Source organism: Streptomyces sp. So13.3 (assembly GCF_005860785.2).
GTDB classification, from domain to species: Bacteria; Actinomycetota; Actinomycetes; order Streptomycetales; family Streptomycetaceae; genus Actinacidiphila; species Actinacidiphila fildesensis.
The window spans coordinates 4,341,070-4,358,848 of sequence record NZ_CP048835.1 but is presented as its reverse complement, the minus strand read 5'-3'; the positions used below and the strand labels follow the sequence as shown (position 1 = coordinate 4,358,848).

Annotated in this window: 16 protein-coding genes and 1 tRNA gene; 9 read left to right on the top strand and 8 right to left on the bottom strand. The window is 71.8% G+C overall.

What is annotated here, in order from left to right; genetic code table 11:
* The first annotated feature begins 26 nt into the window (after positions 1-26).
* Positions 27-100: transfer RNA gene (locus tag C8250_RS19560), tRNA-Ala, on the top strand.
* A 121-nt stretch (positions 101-221) separates the two neighbouring features.
* Here the strand turns inward: C8250_RS19560 and C8250_RS19555 are convergent.
* Entirely contained in the window at positions 222-1,256 is a 1,035-nt protein-coding gene (locus C8250_RS19555) for a LacI family DNA-binding transcriptional regulator (RefSeq protein WP_164294391.1), read from the bottom strand.
* Between the two features lie 180 nt (positions 1,257-1,436).
* Between C8250_RS19555 and C8250_RS19550 the strand changes: the two genes are divergently transcribed.
* The 3 genes from C8250_RS19550 to C8250_RS19540 all read left to right on the top strand — a co-directional run bounded on the left by C8250_RS19550 (position 1,437) and on the right by C8250_RS19540 (position 5,335).
* On the top strand, positions 1,437-2,132 hold the full coding sequence (locus tag C8250_RS19550) for an alpha/beta fold hydrolase (RefSeq protein ID WP_138354731.1): 696 nt from the start codon (positions 1,437-1,439) through the stop codon (positions 2,130-2,132).
* Between the two features lie 186 nt (positions 2,133-2,318).
* The gene (locus C8250_RS19545) at positions 2,319-2,915 is read left to right on the top strand and encodes a TetR/AcrR family transcriptional regulator (protein ID WP_138354730.1); all 597 of its coding nucleotides are present in this window, start codon (positions 2,319-2,321) and stop codon (positions 2,913-2,915) included.
* A gap of 167 nt (positions 2,916-3,082) precedes the next feature.
* Positions 3,083-5,335 carry an MMPL family transporter gene (locus tag C8250_RS19540; RefSeq protein ID WP_138354729.1) on the top strand — a complete coding sequence of 751 codons (2,253 nt, stop codon included), beginning with the start codon at positions 3,083-3,085 and terminating at the stop codon, positions 5,333-5,335.
* Between the two features lie 168 nt (positions 5,336-5,503).
* Here the strand turns inward: C8250_RS19540 and C8250_RS19535 are convergent, their stop codons facing one another.
* On the bottom strand, positions 5,504-5,665 hold the full coding sequence (locus tag C8250_RS19535) for a hypothetical protein (RefSeq protein WP_187144906.1): 162 nt from the start codon (positions 5,663-5,665) through the stop codon (positions 5,504-5,506).
* 119 nt (positions 5,666-5,784) lie between these two features.
* On the opposite strand from C8250_RS19535, the gene C8250_RS19530 reads away from it, so the two are divergent.
* Complete coding sequence (locus C8250_RS19530) at positions 5,785-7,317, top strand: PLP-dependent aminotransferase family protein (RefSeq protein ID WP_232485721.1); 1,533 nt, start codon at positions 5,785-5,787, stop codon at positions 7,315-7,317.
* 35 nt (positions 7,318-7,352) lie between these two features.
* Here C8250_RS19530 and C8250_RS19525 read toward each other — a convergent pair whose 3' ends face one another.
* Positions 7,353-7,853 (bottom strand): methylated-DNA--[protein]-cysteine S-methyltransferase, encoded by a 501-nt coding sequence (locus C8250_RS19525; protein WP_138354728.1) that lies wholly within the window; start codon positions 7,851-7,853, stop codon positions 7,353-7,355.
* Positions 7,853-9,334, bottom strand: coding sequence for an AlkA N-terminal domain-containing protein (locus C8250_RS19520; RefSeq protein WP_138354727.1), 1,482 nt, complete (start codon positions 9,332-9,334; stop codon positions 7,853-7,855). The genes C8250_RS19525 and C8250_RS19520 overlap by 1 nt, the downstream gene beginning before the upstream one ends.
* A 153-nt stretch (positions 9,335-9,487) precedes the next feature.
* Here C8250_RS19520 and C8250_RS19515 point away from each other — a divergent pair, with 153 nt between their 5' ends.
* Positions 9,488-10,324 (top strand): isocitrate lyase/phosphoenolpyruvate mutase family protein, encoded by an 837-nt coding sequence (locus tag C8250_RS19515; protein WP_138354726.1) that lies wholly within the window; start codon positions 9,488-9,490, stop codon positions 10,322-10,324.
* 84 nt (positions 10,325-10,408) lie between these two features.
* On the opposite strand, the gene C8250_RS19510 is transcribed toward C8250_RS19515, so the two are convergent.
* From C8250_RS19510 to C8250_RS19495, 4 genes are all read right to left on the bottom strand, one after another.
* Positions 10,409-10,846: a (4Fe-4S)-binding protein gene (locus tag C8250_RS19510; RefSeq protein WP_138354725.1), complete on the bottom strand. Its 438-nt coding sequence runs from the start codon at positions 10,844-10,846 to the stop codon at positions 10,409-10,411.
* On the bottom strand, positions 10,843-11,109 hold the full coding sequence (locus C8250_RS19505) for a DUF2630 family protein (RefSeq protein ID WP_138354724.1): 267 nt from the start codon (positions 11,107-11,109) through the stop codon (positions 10,843-10,845). The genes C8250_RS19510 and C8250_RS19505 overlap by 4 nt, the downstream gene beginning before the upstream one ends.
* Before the next feature lie 98 nt (positions 11,110-11,207).
* Entirely contained in the window at positions 11,208-13,256 is a 2,049-nt protein-coding gene (locus C8250_RS19500) for an MDR family MFS transporter (RefSeq protein WP_138354723.1), read from the bottom strand.
* A 126-nt stretch (positions 13,257-13,382) separates the two neighbouring features.
* The gene (locus C8250_RS19495) at positions 13,383-14,159 is read right to left on the bottom strand and encodes a MerR family transcriptional regulator (protein WP_138354770.1); all 777 of its coding nucleotides are present in this window, start codon (positions 14,157-14,159) and stop codon (positions 13,383-13,385) included.
* Between the two features lie 253 nt (positions 14,160-14,412).
* Here C8250_RS19495 and C8250_RS19490 point away from each other — a divergent pair, with 253 nt between their 5' ends.
* From C8250_RS19490 to C8250_RS19480, 3 genes are read left to right on the top strand one after another with little or no spacing between them, the layout of a single operon-like run.
* Positions 14,413-15,921 carry an NAD(P)/FAD-dependent oxidoreductase gene (locus tag C8250_RS19490; protein WP_138354722.1) on the top strand — a complete coding sequence of 503 codons (1,509 nt, stop codon included), beginning with the start codon at positions 14,413-14,415 and terminating at the stop codon, positions 15,919-15,921.
* The gene (locus C8250_RS19485; protein ID WP_138354721.1) at positions 15,918-16,880 is read left to right on the top strand and encodes an alpha/beta hydrolase; all 963 of its coding nucleotides are present in this window, start codon (positions 15,918-15,920) and stop codon (positions 16,878-16,880) included. The genes C8250_RS19490 and C8250_RS19485 overlap by 4 nt, the downstream gene beginning before the upstream one ends.
* Positions 16,877-17,773, top strand: coding sequence for an SDR family oxidoreductase (locus C8250_RS19480; RefSeq protein ID WP_138354720.1), 897 nt, complete (start codon positions 16,877-16,879; stop codon positions 17,771-17,773). Before C8250_RS19485 ends, C8250_RS19480 begins: the two co-directional genes overlap by 4 nt.
* The last annotated feature ends 6 nt before the right edge of the window (positions 17,774-17,779 follow it).

The following is a 17,779-nucleotide window of genomic DNA, read 5'->3' as shown; positions in this document are numbered from 1 at the left end:
GGGTGCTATCGTTTTCCTCGTTGCAAGGGCCTGTGGCGCAGTCTGGTAGCGCACCTCGTTCGCATCGAGGGGGTCTGGGGTTCAAATCCCCACAGGTCCACCGCAGCTCAAAGCCCCTGGCGGGGAAACCCGCCAGGGGCTTTTTGGTGTTCGGGGTGATTCCGGGGTCCTGCGGGGCGGCTGGGCGGGTCCGTGGGGCGCGTTCGTGGGGCGGGTGGGGGTCAGCCGGAGTCGCGGGCCGCTACGACGACACGGGTCAACTGGTGGGTCTCCGGGGCCGTTTCCGGCTCGCGGATGGCGCGGTCGACCAGGCCCACGATGCGGGCGGTGGGGATGGTGTCGAAGTGCACGCTGGTGAGGCGCGGGCGCAGCAGGCGGGCCAGGAGGAGGTCGTCGGCGCCGACGATCGCGAGGTCGCCGGGGATGGCCAGGCCGGCGTCCTGGAAGGCGCGCATCACGAGCATCGCGTACTCGTCGTTGTACGCGAAGAGGGAGTCGAGGCCGAGCCGGGGCCAGCGGGCGGCGAGTTCGGCCGCCGATTCCTCGGTGCAGTCCAGCGTGAGCGGCTCGACGTGGGTGCCGGTCTCGAGGGTGGCGGCCGCCCGGACGCCGGCGAGGCGGGGAACGCTGAAGAGGTCGAGGCCCGACTCGGTCGGCATGATGACGCCGATCCGGCGGCGGCCGCGCTCCAGCAGATGGGTGCCGGCGCGGGCGCCGAGCATCTCCTGGTCGAGGAGCAGGGCGTGCGCGCCCGCCACCGGCTGCATGCCGAGGGTGAGCACGGCGCGGGTGCCCGAGCGCTTGAGCAGCTCGACGGCGGACGGGGTCAGGCCGGTGCCCGGCAGGGCGAGGACGGCGGCCGGGCGCAGTTCCGCCCAGGCGCGCGCGGCCTGCTCGCCGGCGCCCGCGACGGGGCCGTGCCAGACGCTGGTGTAGCCGAGCTGGTGCAGAGCGCCCTGCAGTTCCATCAGGAAGTCGCCGAAGAGCGCGCCGATCCTGGGGATCGGGGTGGCCGGGGTGGTCAGCAGGACGAGGCCGGAGTGCCCGGCCCGCAGGGTGCGGGCTGCGGCGTGCGGCACATAGCCGAGCTCTTCCGCGGCGGCGCGCACCCGGTCCTGGGTCCGCGTGCTGACGCGGCCCGCGGCCTGGGCGTTCAGGACGTACGAGACGGTGGCGCGGGACACACCGGCGAGGCGCGCGACATCGGTGCTGGTCGGCGTGGCCGGGGGGCTCGTGGGCTCGGGTGACTGTGTCATTCCGCTCGGCATCTTTTCAGAGATCCGGTCTGGCCGAGAGTTCGGGGTGGATGCTACACATATAGTTACACGTGTCATGCGACAGGTGTCACCGCCCCGCGCCCGAAGATGGGACCGAACCCTCCGTCGGAGCCCCCGGCAGTCCGGCAGCACCCCAACAGCAGGAGAGGCATCAACACCATGAAGCTCAACACCCGCGAGTGGGGCACCGGCGACCGGATCGCGCTCCTGGTCCACGGCATCATGTCCGACCACCGCACCTGGCGCCGGGTCGGTCCCGCGCTCGCGGACCGGGGCTACCGCGTCATCGCCGTGGACCTGCGCGGTCACGGTGAGAGCCCGCGCGGCGAGTACAGCCCCGAGCTGTTCGCCGAGGACCTCGTCGAGACGCTGCCGGGCGGCGCGGAGCTGGCGGTCGGGCACTCGCTGGGCGGGCTGGCGCTGTCGCTCGCCGCCGAGCGCCTCGCGCCGGCGCGGGCCGTCTACTCCGACCCGGCCTGGGCCTCGGCGGACCCCGCTCAGCAGGTCGACCCGGCGATCTTCGTCCACTTCGCCCGGGCCACACGGGAGCAGATCGCCGGCCTGAACCCGCGCTGGGAGGAGGCGGACATCGAGGTGGAACTCGCCACCCTGGCGCTGTGGGACACCGACTCCGCCGCCTTCCTGGGCGGCCGGCCGCTGACCGGCTATCTGCCGCAGAAGCCCGCCGTCCCGTCGCTCGTGCAGCTCGCCGAGAACAGCTTCCTGATCGGCCCGGACGACGCGGGGCTGCTCAGCGAGCGCGGCTTCGGGATCCGTACGGTCGTGGGCGCCGGCCACACCATCCACCGCGACGACTTCGACGGGTTCTTCCGTTCGCTGGACGGCTGGATCTGAGCCGTCCGAAGTCCCTCCGGTCTTGGCGCGGCGGGCGGCAAACCGGGCGTAAGGGGCGGTCCGCCGGCCGTAAAGCCGGACAACGTGACCCACACCACCCATCGAAACGTTTCCGTTTCGATGGGTGGTGTTCTACTCTCTAGGAGTCAGCTGTACGAAACCGTTTCGTTTGGATGGAGGCCGAGGATGTCGACGGATGCCCCGGCACGCCGCACCAGGCTCACGCCCGAACGCGAGCAGGAGCTCTACGCCGCGGTGGTCGAGATGCTGCGGGAGGTGGGCTACGAGGCGCTCACCATGGACGCGATCGCCTCGCGCACCCGCTCCAGCAAGGCCACGCTCTACCGCCAGTGGAAGGGCAAGCCCGAACTGGTGGCGACCGCGCTGCGGCACACCAAGCCGGTGCGGATCGAGGACATCGACACCGGATCGGTGCGGGGCGACCTGCGCGAACTGGTGCGGTGCCATGACGCGACGGGCGACTCGAAGCGGGACAACGAACTGATGCGGGCGCTCGGACAGGCCGCACATCAGAATCCGGACCTCTTCCAGGCGTTGCGGCAACTGCTCATCGAACCGGAAATGGCCGCCTTCGACGGCATGTTGCAACGTGCCGTGGAACGTGGCGAACTGGCGGCCGACGTACCCGCCAGGCATTTCGTACCGCACATGCTGATCGGCGCCGCGATGGGGCGGCCGCTGATCGAGGGAGTCGAACCCGACCCCGAATTCGCCTTCCGATACATCGACGCGGTGGTACTCCCCGCCCTGCGTCTGACCTGATCCGACCGGTGGGATCAATCGCCTGATCCCACCGCCCGATCCACCGGAACAAGACCCCACCGGCACAAGATCACACCGGAACAAGGCCCCACCTGACACGCCGCTCTCGTCGTCGGGCAGGCACCGTACGCCCTTTTTTCCTCGACCTGACGGGAGCGCCGCGACTCGTGGCTACTTTCCTTTACAAACTCGGCCGGTTCGCCTTCAGGCGACGCTGGTATGTGGCCCTCACATGGGTGGCTCTGCTGGTACTCGCCGGAGTCGGCGCCGCCTCGGCCTCCACTTCCACGTCGAGCAGTTTCTCGATACCCGGCACGGAGGCCCAGAAGGCTTTCGACCTGATGGAGCAGCGCTTCCCGGACGCCAGCGCCAACGGTGCCTCCGCGCGGGTGGTGTTCACGGCCCCCGGTGGGCAGAAGGTGGACGTCGGCGCGCCGAAGGCCGCCGTCGAGAACGTCGTCAAGGAGCTGAAGACCGGCAAGCAGGTCAGCTCCGTCGCCGACCCCTTCGAGTCGAAGGCCGTCAGCAAGGACGGCAGCACCGCCTACGCGTCCGTGAAGTACAAGCTCACCTCGATGGAGCTGACCGACGCGGACCGCGAGGCGCTCAAGGACGCCGCGCAGCACGGCCGTGACGCCGGGCTCACCGTCGAGATCGGCGGTGACGCGCTGCAGGCGATGCCCGAGACCGGCGCCACCGAGATCATCGGTATCGGTATCTCCGCGGTCGTTCTGCTGGTCACCTTCGGGTCGCTGGTCGCCGCGGGACTGCCGCTGCTGACCGCGCTCATCGGCGTGGGCATCGGTGTCTCGTCGATCACCGCGCTCGCCAACGTCCTGGACCTGGGCAGCTCCACGTCCACCCTCGCGATGATGATCGGCCTCGCGGTCGGTATCGACTACGCGCTCTTCATCGTCTCGCGCTTCCGGCACGAACTCACCGAGGGCCGGGAACCGGAGGACGCTGCCGGTCGGGCCGTGGGCACCGCCGGATCCGCGGTGGTCTTCGCGGGCCTCACGGTGCTGATCGCCCTCGCGGGCCTCGCCGTCGTCAACATCCCGATGCTCACCAAGATGGGCCTCGCGGCGGCCGGCACGGTCGCCATCGCGGTCCTCATCGCTCTCACCCTGATCCCGGCGCTGCTCGGCTTCGCCAAGCACCGGGTGCTCGGCCGCAAGGTGCGCAAGGGCCTCAAGGGGATCAAGGACGACGCCTCCGACGGCGTCACGGGTGGGGCCGGTTCCGCCGCGAAGAAGCCCAACATGGGCACCCGCTGGGCCAGGTTCGTCCTGCGCCGCCCGATCTGGGTGCTGGTGGTGGGTGTGCTCGGCCTGGGCGCGATCGCCATCCCGGCGGCCAGCCTGGAGCTCGGCCTGCCGGACGACGGGTCGCAGCCCGTCAGCACCACGCAGCGCAAGGCGTACGACCTGCTGTCGGACGGCTTCGGCCCCGGCTTCAACGGCCCGCTGATGATCGCCGTGGACGCCGCGCACAGCGACGACCCGAAGGCCGCTCTCGACAAGATCTCCCGGACCATCTCCGGGATGGGAGACGTCGAGAAGGTCACCGAGCCCGCGTTCAACAAGGCCGGCGACACCGCGATGCTGACGGTCGTCCCGAAGTCCAAGCCCAGTGGCCTGGAGACCGAGGACCTGGTCCACACCATCCGCGGCCAGGCGGCCGGGCTGAAGTCCGAGACGGGCGCCGTGACGCTGGTCACCGGCACGACGGCCATGAACATCGATGTGTCGCAGAAGCTCAACGACGCGCTGCTGCCGTACCTGGCGCTCGTCGTCGGCCTGGCGTTCCTGCTGCTGATGGTGGTCTTCCGCTCGGTGCTGGTACCGCTGAAGGCGGCCCTCGGCTTCCTGCTCTCGGTGGTCGCGGCCCTCGGCGCCGTCGTCGCGGTCTTCCAGTGGGGCTGGCTCGCGAGCCTGCTCGGGGTCGAGCAGACCGGGCCGATCATGAGCATGATGCCGATCTTCATGATCGGTGTGGTGTTCGGTCTCGCGATGGACTACGAGGTCTTCCTCGTCACCCGGATGCGTGAGGCGTACGTGCACGGCGAGAAGCCGGGACAGGCGATCGTCACCGGCTTCACGCACGGCGCCCGGGTGGTCGCCGCGGCCGCGGTCATCATGATCAGCGTCTTCGCGGGCTTCATCGGCTCGTCGGAATCGATGATCAAGATGATGGGCTTCGGTCTCGCCATCGCCGTCGCGTTCGACGCGTTCGTGGTACGTATGGCCGTCGTCCCGGCGGTCCTCGCCCTGCTCGGCAAGGCCGCCTGGTGGCTGCCGCGCTGGCTCGACCGGGCCCTGCCCAACGTCGATGTCGAGGGCGAGCAGCTCCAGAAGAACCTGGCGGCGCAGGCCGCCGGTTCCGCGCCCGAGCGGGCACCGGAGCCGAGCCGCGTCTGACGCGGCACACCAGCTGGGGCCGCCGGTTGGCGGAGAGCTCGACGGCGGCCCCATGACGCGCCCGCCCCGTGGGGACGGGGGGATGGCGCGCAGGACAGGGCCCGGCGAATCGCCGGGCCCTGTGTCGTACCCGCGGAGCCCCGTGTCCCCCGGGCACTGTGCCGCCGGCTACGTGCCGCGCGGCTGTCTCCTGGCCCGCACCAGGAGGCCGACCTGGCCGATCCAGCGGCGGAACGACCCGGGGAACGACCCGCCCGTACCGGTGGTGTTGCGCTGCTCGTGCCGGTGCTGGAGCTCCCGCTCATAGCTGTCGGTGAGGATCCTCGACATCCGGACATTCCCCCTCGTCATCGTGTTCCGGGCCTGTACCGCCCTTGCCACGGCGGGCCACTTGAACGATTCTTGGGGGGAATTGGCCTGCGGGGCAGGGCCATTCGCGGGAGATTGGCATGGCAGACATGGGGACCGTCCAGAGTGCGGGCACACCGCAGGCGTCGGCGCCGGGCTCGCCCACGAACGCGCCTTCCGGCATACCGCTGGGCAGCAGGCAGTTGGCCGCGCTGCTCCCCGATCTGACGGGTCCCGCGGCCGGGGACCGGCCCGTGTACCGGGGCCTGGCGCAGGCGATCCGCGCCCTCGTCCTGGACGGACGCATCTCGCTGCGCGTCAAACTGCCCGCGGAACGCGAGCTCGCGACGACCCTCGGGCTGAGCCGCGCCACCGTGACCGCCGCCTACGACCTGCTGCGCGAGAGCGGCTACGCCCAGAGCCGGCGCGGGTCCGGGACCTGGACGGTGCTTCCGGAAGGCCACCGGCACACCGGACTCGACCGGCTCTCCCGGCCGGAGAGCGCGATCGACCTCTCCAACGCCGTCGGCGGACTGCCCTCGGACGTGCTGACCGACGCGCTCGCCGAGATCGCGCCGCTCCTGGCGCAGCACGCGAACACCCCCGGATACCACCCCTACGGCCTGCCGGAGCTGCGCGCCGCCGTCGCCGACCGGTACACCCGCCGCGGACTGAGGACGCGGCCGGACCAGATCCTCATCACCTCCGGCGCCCTCCAGGCGCTGGGGCTGGCCGTCGGGATGCTCTGCGGTCCCGGCGACCGGGTGCTGGTGGAGAACCCCACCTACACCAACGCCCTCGACTCCATCCGCCGCGCGCGGCTGCGTACCGTGCCCGTCGCCGTCTCGGACGACGGCTGGGACATGGAGATCATCGAGGCGACCCTGCGCCAGGCGGTGCCGCGCCTCGCCTACATGATCCCGGACTTCCACAACCCGACCGGCAATCTCATGCCGCCCGCACAGCGGGCCGAACTGATCCGCGCCACCCAGCGGTCGTCGACGTGGCTCGTCGCCGACGAGACCATCACCGACCTCGCGATCGACGTGCCGCCGCCCGCGCCGTTCGCCTCCCACGCGGCACGCGGCGGCGCCGATCACGTCATCACCATCGGCTCGATGAGCAAGAGCCACTGGGGCGGGCTGCGGATCGGCTGGCTGCGTGCCACGCCGCGTCTCGTGACGGAACTCGCCGGCCTCCGGGTGTCGATGGACATGGCGGGTTCGGTGATCGACCAGCTCGTCGCGCTGCCGCTGCTGCGCCGCATGGACGAACTCGTCGCGGCCCGCGTCGCCGAGGCGCGCGACCGGCGTGCCGCGCTGGTCGCCGCACTCGTCCGCGACATCCCCGAGTGGAGCTGGCGGCTCCCGCCGGGCGGCCTGTCCCTGTGGGTGGACCTCGGCGAGCCGGTCGCCACGGCGCTGGCGGAACGGGCCGCCGGGTACGGGGTGCGGATCGAGGGCGGATCACGCTTCGGCGCGGAGCCGGGGACGTTCGAGCACCGGCTGCGGCTGCCGTTCACGCTGCCGGGCGGCACGCTGGACGAGGCCGTCCAGCGGGTCGCGCTGGCGATGGACGACGCGGCGGGCCGGCCGCTGGCGTCGGCGGTGAGCCGCCCGCACTGGATGGCCTGACCGGCCCCGCCGCCCGAGTCGGCGGGCGTCCGGGGTCAGAACAGCGCCGTCGGCTCGTGGGTGCCGTTCTCGAAGGCGAGGAGGTAGCGCTTGCGGTCGAGGCCGCCCCCGTAGCCGGTCAGGGAGCCGTCGGCGCCGACGACGCGGTGGCAGGGGACGATGATGCCGATCGGGTTCTTGCCGTTGGCGAGCCCGACCGCGCGGGAGGCGCCGGCGTTGCCGAGGAGGTCGGCGAGCTGCCCGTAGGAGCGGGTCTCGCCGTACGGGATGTCCCGCAGGGCGGACCAGACGCGCTGCTGGAACGGAGTGCCCAGCAGCGTCAAGGGGACGTCGAAGTCGGTCAGCTCCCCGGCGAAGTAGGCGGTGAGCTGCTCCTCGACGGCGCCGAAGGCGGAGTCGTCGCGGTCGCCGAAGGTCTCCTCGGCGGGGAGGTGCCGCTGCTGCGTCATGTACAGGCCGCAGAGGGTTCCGTCGAGGGCGACGAGGGTCAGCGGGCCGCAGGGGGAATCGGTCACGGTGTGGGTGCGGGTGGACATCACGCGGCTCCGTTCACGGGGAAGGTGTTGATGGCGTGGTCGCCGGTCGCCCACAGGTACTGGACGGCGTAGGCGCGCCACGGCGCCCAGGCGGCGGCATGGCGGGTGAGGGCGGCGGGGGTGGTGGGCAGTCCCAACTCCTTCGCGGCGAAGCGGATTCCGAGGTCGCTCGCCAGGAACGCGTCCGGGTCGCCGAGCGCGCGCATCGCGATCGACTCGACGGTCCACGGGCCGAACCCCGGCAGCGCGGAGAGCTGCGCGCGGGCGCGCTGCCAGTCGCTGCCGACGTCGAGGTCGAGTTCGCCACCGGCCAGGGCGGTGACCAGTGTGGTGAGGGTGGTGCGGCGGGTCCGCGGCATGGCGAGCGCCGCCGGGTCGAGGGCGGCCAGTGCCGCCGGGTCGGGGAACAGATGGGTCAGCCCCCCCGCCGGGTCCTCGACGGGCTCGCCGTACGCCGTCACCAGCCGTCCGGCGTGCGTCCGCGCGGCGGCCGTCGAGATCTGCTGGCCGAGCACCGCGCGCACCGCGAACTCCGGCCCGTCCGCGACCCTCGGCACCCGGCGGCCCGGTGCCTTGGCGACCAGCGGTGCCAGCACCGGGTCCTTGCCCAGCTGCGCGTCGACCGCGACCGGGTCCGCGTCGAGGTCCAGCGTCCACCGGCAGCGGCTGATGGCGTGCGCCAGATCGCGCAGGTCCGTCAGGCGCAGCCGGCACGCGATGTGATCGGGCTGCGGGCGCAGGCTGACGATGCCGGGGCCGTGCGGCAGCCGCAGGGTGCGGCGGTACGCGCCGTCGCGCCACTCCTCGACGCCAGGCACCGCCGTCGCCGCCAGATGTCCGAAGAGGTTGTCCGGGCACAGCGGGGCCCGGAAGGGCAGCCGCAGCGACAGTTCGCCGGGTGTGGCGGCCGGGCGGCCCTTGGCGACGCGGGCGCGCAGTTCGGTGGGGGAGAGGGCGAAGACCTCGCGAACGGTGTCGTTGAAGGTGCGGATGCTGGAGAAGCCCGCCGCGAAGGCGGATTCCCCCATCGGCAGCGTCGTCGTCTCTATCAGCAGCCGGGCGGTCTGCGCGCGCTGTGCCCGCGCCAACGCCAGTGGCCCCGCGCCGAGTTCGGCGAGCAGCTGCCGCTCCACCTGCCGGGTGCTGTAGCCGAGCCGGGCGGCGAGCCCCGGGACGCCGTCCCGGTCGACGACGCCGTCCGCGATCAGCCGCATGGCCCGGGCCACGAGGTCCGCCCGCTCGTTCCACTGCGGCGAACCCGGGCTCGCGTCCGGCCGGCAGCGCTTGCAGGCCCGGAAGCCGGCCTGTTGCGCGGCCGCCGCGCTCGGGTAGAAGCTCATGTTCCTGACCTTGGGCGGCACCACGGGGCAGCTGGGCCGGCAGTAGATCCTGGTCGTCAGCACCGCGGTGAAGAACCATCCGTCGAACCGGGCGTCCTTCGACTGCACGGCTCGTACGCAGCGCTCGAAGTCGGTGTGCATGGCTCAAGCATCGCCCCGGGTCACGGCGCCGGTCTAGCGAGAATCCGACATGTAGCTCGCGGGTATCCCGGCCCCCGCACCGCGACGTGGATGTCGACGTCGATGTCGCAGAACTGCCGGACGATGTCACAGGGCGGTGATGGACTGTCCCCCATGACTACGTCGAACCTCCGTGACAAGGCCCAGCTCCTCCACTCCCTGCACACCGCCGACCGGCCGCTCGCCCTCGCCAACGCCTGGGACGTCGCCAGCGCGCGGATCATCGAGGAGGCGGGGGCGGCCGCCGTCGCCACCACCAGCTGCGGCGTCGCCTGGAGCCTCGGCTACGCCGACGGCGACCGGCTGCCCCGCGAGCTGGCGCTCGCGCTCATCGGCCGGGTCGCGGCAGGGGTCGGCGTGCCGGTGTCCGCCGATATCGAGAGCGGTTTCGCGGACGACGCGGCCGGTGTCGCTGAGACCGTGCGCGGGGTGCTCGCCGCCGGGGCGGCCGGCATCAACATCGAGGACGCGCTCGTGAACGGGCCCGAGCCGCTGCGCACCCTCGCGGAGCAGGTGGAACGGATCGCCGCCGCCCGCAAGGCCGCGGACGAGGCGGGCGTCCCGCTCTTCATCAACGCGCGCACCGATGTCTACCTCGGTGCCGTCGGCGCGCCGGAGTCGCGGCTCGGGGTGGCGCTCGACCGTGCCGCCGCCTTCATCGAGGCGGGCGCGGACGGGATCTTCGTCCCCGGGGTGACCGATCTCGCGGTCGTCGCCGAACTGGCGAAGGGCATCGCCGCCCCGCTCAACATCCTCACAGGACCGGGCGGCCCGTCCGTCGCCGAACTCGGCGGCGCCGGAGCGGCGCGCGTCAGCATCGGCGGCCGGATGGCCGAGGCCGCGTACGGCGTGGTGCGGCAGGAGGCACGTGAGTTCCTGACGGACGGCACCTGCACCCCGGTGGTGGAGGGGCCCGGATACGGCGAGATGCAGGCGTTGTTCACGTCCTGAATCCTGGCCGGACAGGCCCTCGGGCCCGTACGGAACGGCCCGTACGGAACGGCCCGTGCGGAACGGCCCGTGCGGAACAGCCCGTCAGCCGGTCGCCGTTCCGCACGGGCCGGTGCGGTCGCAGTACGGCGCGTGGCCCGTGGCGCCGCAGCCGCACAGGACGGCGCGGGTCTCGGTCCTGGCCTCGCCGTCCGTATGGATGACGAGGTCGCCGCGGATGGTGATGCCGCCGGAGGAGGAGCGGCTGATCTCGGTCGGGTGGGTCGGCTCCTCGGGGTGCCCGCCGTCGAGCCGGTACTGCAGCGCGCCCGAGGGGCAGCGCCGGATGACCTGCGCGACGAGATCGGCGGGAGCGCGGTCGGGCCGGATCCACGGGCGCTTGGCGGTGTCGAAGACCTCGGGGAGGCCGCGCACGCACTCACCGGAGTGCAGACAGCGGCCGGCCTCGAAGGTGACCGTGATGCCGTCCCCCGGATAGGCCTTCGCCCCCTCGGGAATCGGCACTTCGGCGCTTCCCGTCATGAGGTGTAGCCCTCCACGGTGATTTCCGACCGGACGGTGGCCTGGCCCGGGTCCTCGCCGGCCTCGCCCTTGGCGCGGCGCTGGCGCAGCAGGTCCCAGCACTGGTCGAGCTCGCGTTCCAGGGCGCCGAGCCTGGCCTGTTCGGTGGCCACGTCGATACTGCCGTCGGTCAGCTGCTCACGCAGGGCCTTCTCGTCCGCGACCATGGCCTTGATCCTGGAGAGGATCGCCTGTTCTGCCTTGGTGTCGTCGGGCTGGTCCATGGGGTGCCTCCTCAATGCGGCGATGCGGTGATCGGGCGGTGCGGTCATCAGGCGGTGCGGTGCTGCCGTGCCTGCGGCTCTTTCTCCACCTTCGCAGTTCACAGCGCGGTGCGCTCGAGATGCGCCTCCTCCTCGTCCAGGAGGCGGCGTGCGATGCCGTCGACGGCCCGGTCGAGGCGCGCCCGGTCGGCCGGATCCGCGACGTCCCAGTCGTCCAGGCGCTCGTCGAGCCAGCGGCGCCACGCTCCGGCGAGGAGGTCGATCTGCGCCCGGCCGGAGTCGGTGATGGCGAGCTGCTCGCCGTCGAAATCGGCGTAGCCGGCCTGGGCGATCCTGGAGAAGGCCGGTTCGAGGACCTCTCCGGGCATCCGGTGGGCCTTGGCGACGGTGCTGAGCCGGGCTCCGCCCTGGAGTTTGCCGCGCCAGTGGATCTGCCCGAGGGCCCAGGCCTGACCGGGGGTGAGGTGGCTGCCCGAGTCGGCGAGGATCCGCAGCGAGACCGGCTCCTCGGCCTTGGCCCGGCGCATCACGCGGGCGATGGAGCGCTCCAGCTGCCGGTCGGCGTCCGCGGAGTTGGGGGCGGCGAAGGCGTCACCCATGTCGGAGGCGCCGGCCCTGGCGCTGTCGCGCAGCGGCACCTCCTTGAGGAACCAGGCGACGACGAAGCCGACGAGGGCGACCGGTACGACCCACTGGAAGACGTAGTTCACGGTGTCGGCGTAGGCGTCGACGATATGGGTGATGCGGTCGGCGGGCAGCGCGTGCAGGGCGGCCGGGCTCTGTACGGCGGCGGGGCTGATGCCGGGCGACTGGGCGAAGGCCTTTTCGAGGTTGGGCCCGAGCTGGTTGCTGTAGAGCGTGCCGAAGATGGCGGTGCCGAAGGCGCTGCCCAGGGTCCGGAAGAACGTGACGCCCGAGGTCGCGGAGCCCAGCTCGTGGTAGGGCACGGTGTTCTGCACGGCGATGGTGAGCACCTGCATGGCCAGCCCGATACCGAGGCCGAGCACGAGCATGTAGAGGGATTCCAGCCAGACGCCGGTGGACGGGCCCATGGTGGACATCAGGTACAGGCCGATGGCCATGACGCCGGTGCCGACGATCGGGAAGATCCGGTACCGGCCGGTGCGGCTGACGACGATGCCGGAGAGCATCGAGGTGCCGAGCAGCCCGACGACCATGGGGAGCGTGCGGACGCCCGACATCGTCGCGGAGACCCCGTCCACGTACTGCAGATACGTCGGCAGGTAGGTCAGAGCGCCCAGCATCGCGAAGCCGACGATGAAGCTCAGCACCGAGCAGATCGTGAAGACGGGGCTGCGGAACAGATGCATGGGGAGCATCGGTTCCTTGGCGTGCAGTTCCACGAAGACGAACGCGGTGAGCGCCACGACGGAGCCGACGAAGAGGCCGATGATGGTCGCCGAGCCCCACGCGTACTCGTTGCCGCCCCACTCCAGGGCCAGCACGAGACCGGAGGCGCCGAGCGCCACCAGCACGATGCCCAGGTAGTCGATGGTGGGGCGGGTGGCGGCCTTGACCGAGGGGATCGTCCGCGCGGCCATCACGAGCATGACGACGGCGACGGGCACGTTGACGTAGAAGCACCAGCGCCAGGAGGCGTGGTCGGTGAAGAGCCCGCCGAGCGTCGGGCCGACCACGGTGGTGACGCCGAAGACCGCACCGAGCGCGCCCTGGTACTTGCCGCGTTCGCGCAGCGGGATGACGTCGGCGATCAGGGCCATCGCGGTCACCATCAGACCGCCGCCGCCGATGCCCTGGATCGCGCGGGCGAGGATCAGCATGCCCATGCCGTTGGCGGCGCCCGCGAGGACGGATCCGCCGACGAAGACGACCGCGCTGAGCTGGAAGACGATCTTTCGGCCGAACAGGTCACCGAACTTGCCGACGAGGACGGTGGAGACGGTTTCGGCGAGGAGGTACGCGGTCACCACCCAGGCCATGTGACCGGCGCCGCCGAGGTCCGCGACGATGGTCGGCAGGGCGGTGGAGACGATGGTCTGGTCGAGTGCCGCCAGCAGCATGCCGAGGACGATCGTCACGAAGACGACGTTGGTCTGGCGGCGGCTGAGCGAGGACGGGCCCGTGGGCGGTCCCGTCGCGGGTCCGGCCTCGGCGAGCGTGGTCATCGGGCCGGTACCTCCTGCGCAGGGGGCGGGTCCCCCTCAGGATTGGACGCGGTGCCGGGTTCCGCCACCGCTGGTACGGCCGCCGGGTCCGCTCTTCGGTCGGAGCGGGGCGGCCGAAAGTGCGGCTCATGGAGCGGGGGTGGCCGGCGGGTCCTCCGGCGGGGTCGGGCCGGGTGCGGCCCCGGGCGCCGCGTGGTCCTGCAGCCAGCTCTCCAGCTCGGTCCTGACGCGCCGGTCCATGGCCAGCGACAGCTCCGCGTCGACCACGTTCTTGGCCAGCGGATGCAGCCGTTCCAGCGCCTCGGCGAGCCGGGTCACCTCGCCCGGGGGCAGGTGGTCGACGGCGGCGGCGTCCACCACGTGCTTGCGGATGAGCACCGTGAACAGATCGGCGAGCGCGTCCACATGGACGCGTACGGCGCGGCCCGTCTCCAGCACGGCGGCCAGCGGGACGCCCTCGCGGACCAGGGCGGCCGACGCGTCGAGCAGCCGGCGGCTGGTGTGGACGACGTTCTCGCCGTCGACGGCGATGTAGCCGATGTCGAGGGCCGTCGTCAGGTTCTCCGGGGTGACGTCCTCGCCGAAGTAGTCGGCGAGGGCCTCGGGGGTGAGCCTGACCGGGGTCTCCTCCGACCAGGGCGTGATCAACGCGCCTTCCAGGCCCAGGAGTTCGGCGACGCCGTCGAGGGTCCGGCCGTTCTCCCACGCGCCGATCAGCTCGGCGATGCCGCCGAGGGTGTGGCCCCGCTCCAGGAGGGCGGCGATCGTGTGCAGCCGGGCGAGATGGGCTTCGTTGTACCAGGCGATACGGCCCTCGCGGCGCGGTGGCGGGATGAGCTTGCGCTCGCGGTAGAAGCGAACGGTGCGCACGGGGATACCGGCCGCCTCGGCCAGTGCCTCCATCCGGTATTCCTGCCCCGGCTTCCGCTCCTCGGGCTGCTCCCTGGTCTCCTGCACGTCCTCGGCCACCTCGTCAGCCTATGCGCTCCTCGGAGCGCGCCGGGGCCGGTGCGCGGGTGCCGGGCGGGTGCGCACACCCCGCCCGTGGTCCGTTTCGTCTTGGGTGGGCCTGACCCCTACCGCCGGTAACCGCAGTGGTCTACCGTACGGATCGTGCCAGTGATTGCTGGCGTGATTGAGGCAGGGAGGCGGCGCCATGGCTGAGCACGTGCGGGTGGCGGTGATCGGATCAGGGTTCGGCGGGCTCGGCGCGGCCGTCCGGCTGCGGCGGGAGGGCATCACGGACTTCGTGATCCTCGAACGCGCCGGCTCGGTCGGCGGGACCTGGCGGGACAACAGCTACCCGGGATGCGCCTGCGACGTTCCCTCCCACCTGTACTCGTTCTCCTTCGCGCCGAACGCGGACTGGCCCCGTACGTTCTCCGGACAGCCGCACATCCGCGCCTATCTGGAGCGGGTCACCGACACCTTCGGCCTGCGGCCGCATCTGCGGTTCGACTCCGAGGTGCTCCAGGCGAGCTGGGACGACGAGGCCAAGCACTGGCACATACGGACCACGCAGGGCGACCTGACGGCCGATGTCGTCGTCTCCGCCACCGGCCCGCTGTCCGACCCCAAGCTGCCGGACATCCCGGGCCTCGACACGTTCCCCGGCGCGGTCTTCCACTCCTCGCGCTGGGACCACGACTTCGACATCAAGGACAAGCGCATCGCGATGGTCGGCACCGGCGCCTCCGCGATCCAGATCGTGCCGTCCATCCAGCCGCAGGTGAAGTCGCTGACCGTGCTGCAGCGCACCCCGCCGTGGGTGATGCCGCGGATGGACCGCGGCATCAACAAGGCCGAGCGGTGGCTGCACGGTACGGTGCCGGGCACCGCGAAGGCGCGGCGCGGACTGCTCTGGCTGATCAGGGAGTTCCAGGTCGGCGCGTTCGTCAAGCGCCCGCAGCTGATGAAGGCGACCGAGCAGATCGCGAAGAACCACATGCGCCGCGCGATCAAGGACCCGGTGATGCGGGCGAAGCTGACGCCGGACTACACCATCGGCTGCAAGCGGATCCTGCTCTCCAACGACTACTATCCGGCGCTCGCCCAGCCCAACACCGAGGTGGTCACCTCGGCGCTCAAGGAGGTGCGCGGCTCGACGATCGTCACGTCGGACGGCACCGAGCGCGAGGTCGACGCGATCGTCTTCGGCACCGGCTTCCATGTGACGGACATGCCGATCGGCGACCGGATCACCGGCGTCGGCGGCCGATCGCTGGCCGAGCACTGGAAGGACGGGATGGCGGCGCTGCGCGGCACCACGATCGACGGCTTCCCGAACCTGCTGCTGATCATCGGCCCCAACACCGGCCTCGGGAACAGCTCGATGATCCTGATGATCGAGTCGTCCATCAACTACGTCGCCGATTACCTGCGCACCCTGGAACGGACCGGGGCGGCCGCGCTGGACGCCAAGCCGACGGCGGTCAGGGCGTGGAACGCCGAGATGCAGCGGCGCACCGCGCGGACGGTGTGGAACACCGGCGGCTGCAAGAGCTGGTACCTGGACGCCGAGGGCCGCAACACGACGGCCTGGCCCGGCACGACGGCCGAATTCCGGCGGGCCACCCGCGAACTGAAGCTTGCAGAGTACGACCTGGTGCCGGCGCCCGTGCGCACGGCGGAGCCGGTGGAGCCCGTGGAGGTGCCCGCGTCATGAGCAGGATCACCGCAAAGAGCGCAGCGGCGGCGGACAGCCCGTTCACCCTCCCCGCTCCCCGCCGGGAGGTCGCCGTGAACTCGGCGGACGGCACCCGGATCCACGTCGAGGAGTACGGGCCCGCCGACCGGCCGACCGTCGTCCTGATCCACGGCTGGACCTGTTCCACGATCTTCTGGGCGCCGCTGATCCGGGACCTCGCGGCCGACTTCCGGGTGGTCGCCTACGACCAGCGCGGACACGGCCGCAGCGGCACACCGCACCGCACCGGCTACAGCACACGGGTACTGGCCGACGATCTGTCGGCGGTGCTGCAGGCCGTCGTTCCCGAGGGGGAACGGGCGGTGCTGGTCGGCCACTCCATGGGCGGGATGACGCTGATGGCCGCCTCCGGCCGCGCCGCCGTCCGCTCCCGCACGGCCGCCACCCTGCTGGCCAGCACCGGCAGCGGACGGCTGCTCGCCGAGACCCAGGTGCTGCCGCAGCGGATCCGCTCCCAGAAGGTCCGGGACCGCTTCCACCGGCTGCTGCTCGGCTCGCGCGCCCCGCTCGGGCCGGTCAGCGGGATGTCGCGCGCTGCGCTCAAGTACGGCGTGATGGCGGCGGGTTCGACCCCGGAACAGGTCGCCGCGACCGCCCGTATCGTGCATGCCTGCGGGACCCGGCCGCGCTCCGCGTGGGGACGGGTGCTGGCGGGACTCGACCTGGACGCGGCGCTCCGCGGGATCACCGCGCCGACCGCTGTCCTGGTCGGCACGGCTGACAAGCTGACCCCGCCGGTGCACGCGCGCGGCATGGCCGCCGCGCTGCCCCACTGCGTCGGGCTGACCGAACTCGAAGGCCTCGGCCACATGACACCCATCGAAGGCACGGCCGCGGTCGCGGGCGTCGTCCGCGGTCTGGTCAGGGACCACCTGCCGGTCCAGGAGAACCTTTCCGTGAAGGAGCAGACGGTATGAGCCAGTCGTTGAACGGACAGGTCGTGGTGGTCACGGGCGCCGCCCGCGGGGTGGGCGAGATGCTCGCGCGCAAGCTCGCCCGCCGCGGTGCCAAGCTGGCGCTGGTCGGCCTGGAGCCGGACCAGCTCAAGCTGGTGGCGGAGGGCCTCGGCGGCGGCGCGGCGCACTGGGTCGCCGATGTCACCGACCTCGAGGCGATGCGGCGGGCCGCCGCCGAGATCCTGGAGCACTTCGGGCGGATCGACGTCGTGGTCGCCAACGCGGGTGTGGCGACCGGTGGTCCGTTCCTGGACTCCGACCCCGTCGCGTTCGAACGGGTCATCAACGTCAACCTGCTGGGCAGTGTCACCACCGCCCGCGCCTTCCTGCCCGCGCTCCTCACCTCGCGCGGCTATCTGCTGCAGATCGCGTCGCTGGCGGCGATCACCCCGGCCCCGATGATGACCGCGTACTGCGCGAGCAAGGCGGGCGTCGAGTCGTTCGCGCACAGCCTGCGCGCCGAGGTCGGCCACAAGGGCGTCAAGGTCGGCGTCGGGTATCTGAGCTGGACCGACACCGACATGGTGCGCGGCGCCGACGAGGACGAGCTCATGCGCCACATGCGCGCCAAGCTGCCCTGGCCGGCGAACCGTACGTATCCGCTGGAGCCGGCCGTCGAGCGGATCGTGGCCGGGATCGAGCGGCGCTCGCCGCATGTGTACGCGCAGTGGTGGCTGCGTGGCATGCAGTCGGTGCGCGGCTATCTGCCGTCGGTCATCGGCGGTGCGCTCGGGCAGCGGGAGATGCGCAGGGCCGAGCCGCGGTTCGCCGCCACGGCGGGCACCCGGCGGGGGCTCGTCGGACGGGGCGGAGAGGCGGACGAGGCAGCGCAGTCATCACGCTCCGTAGGGTGACAAAAG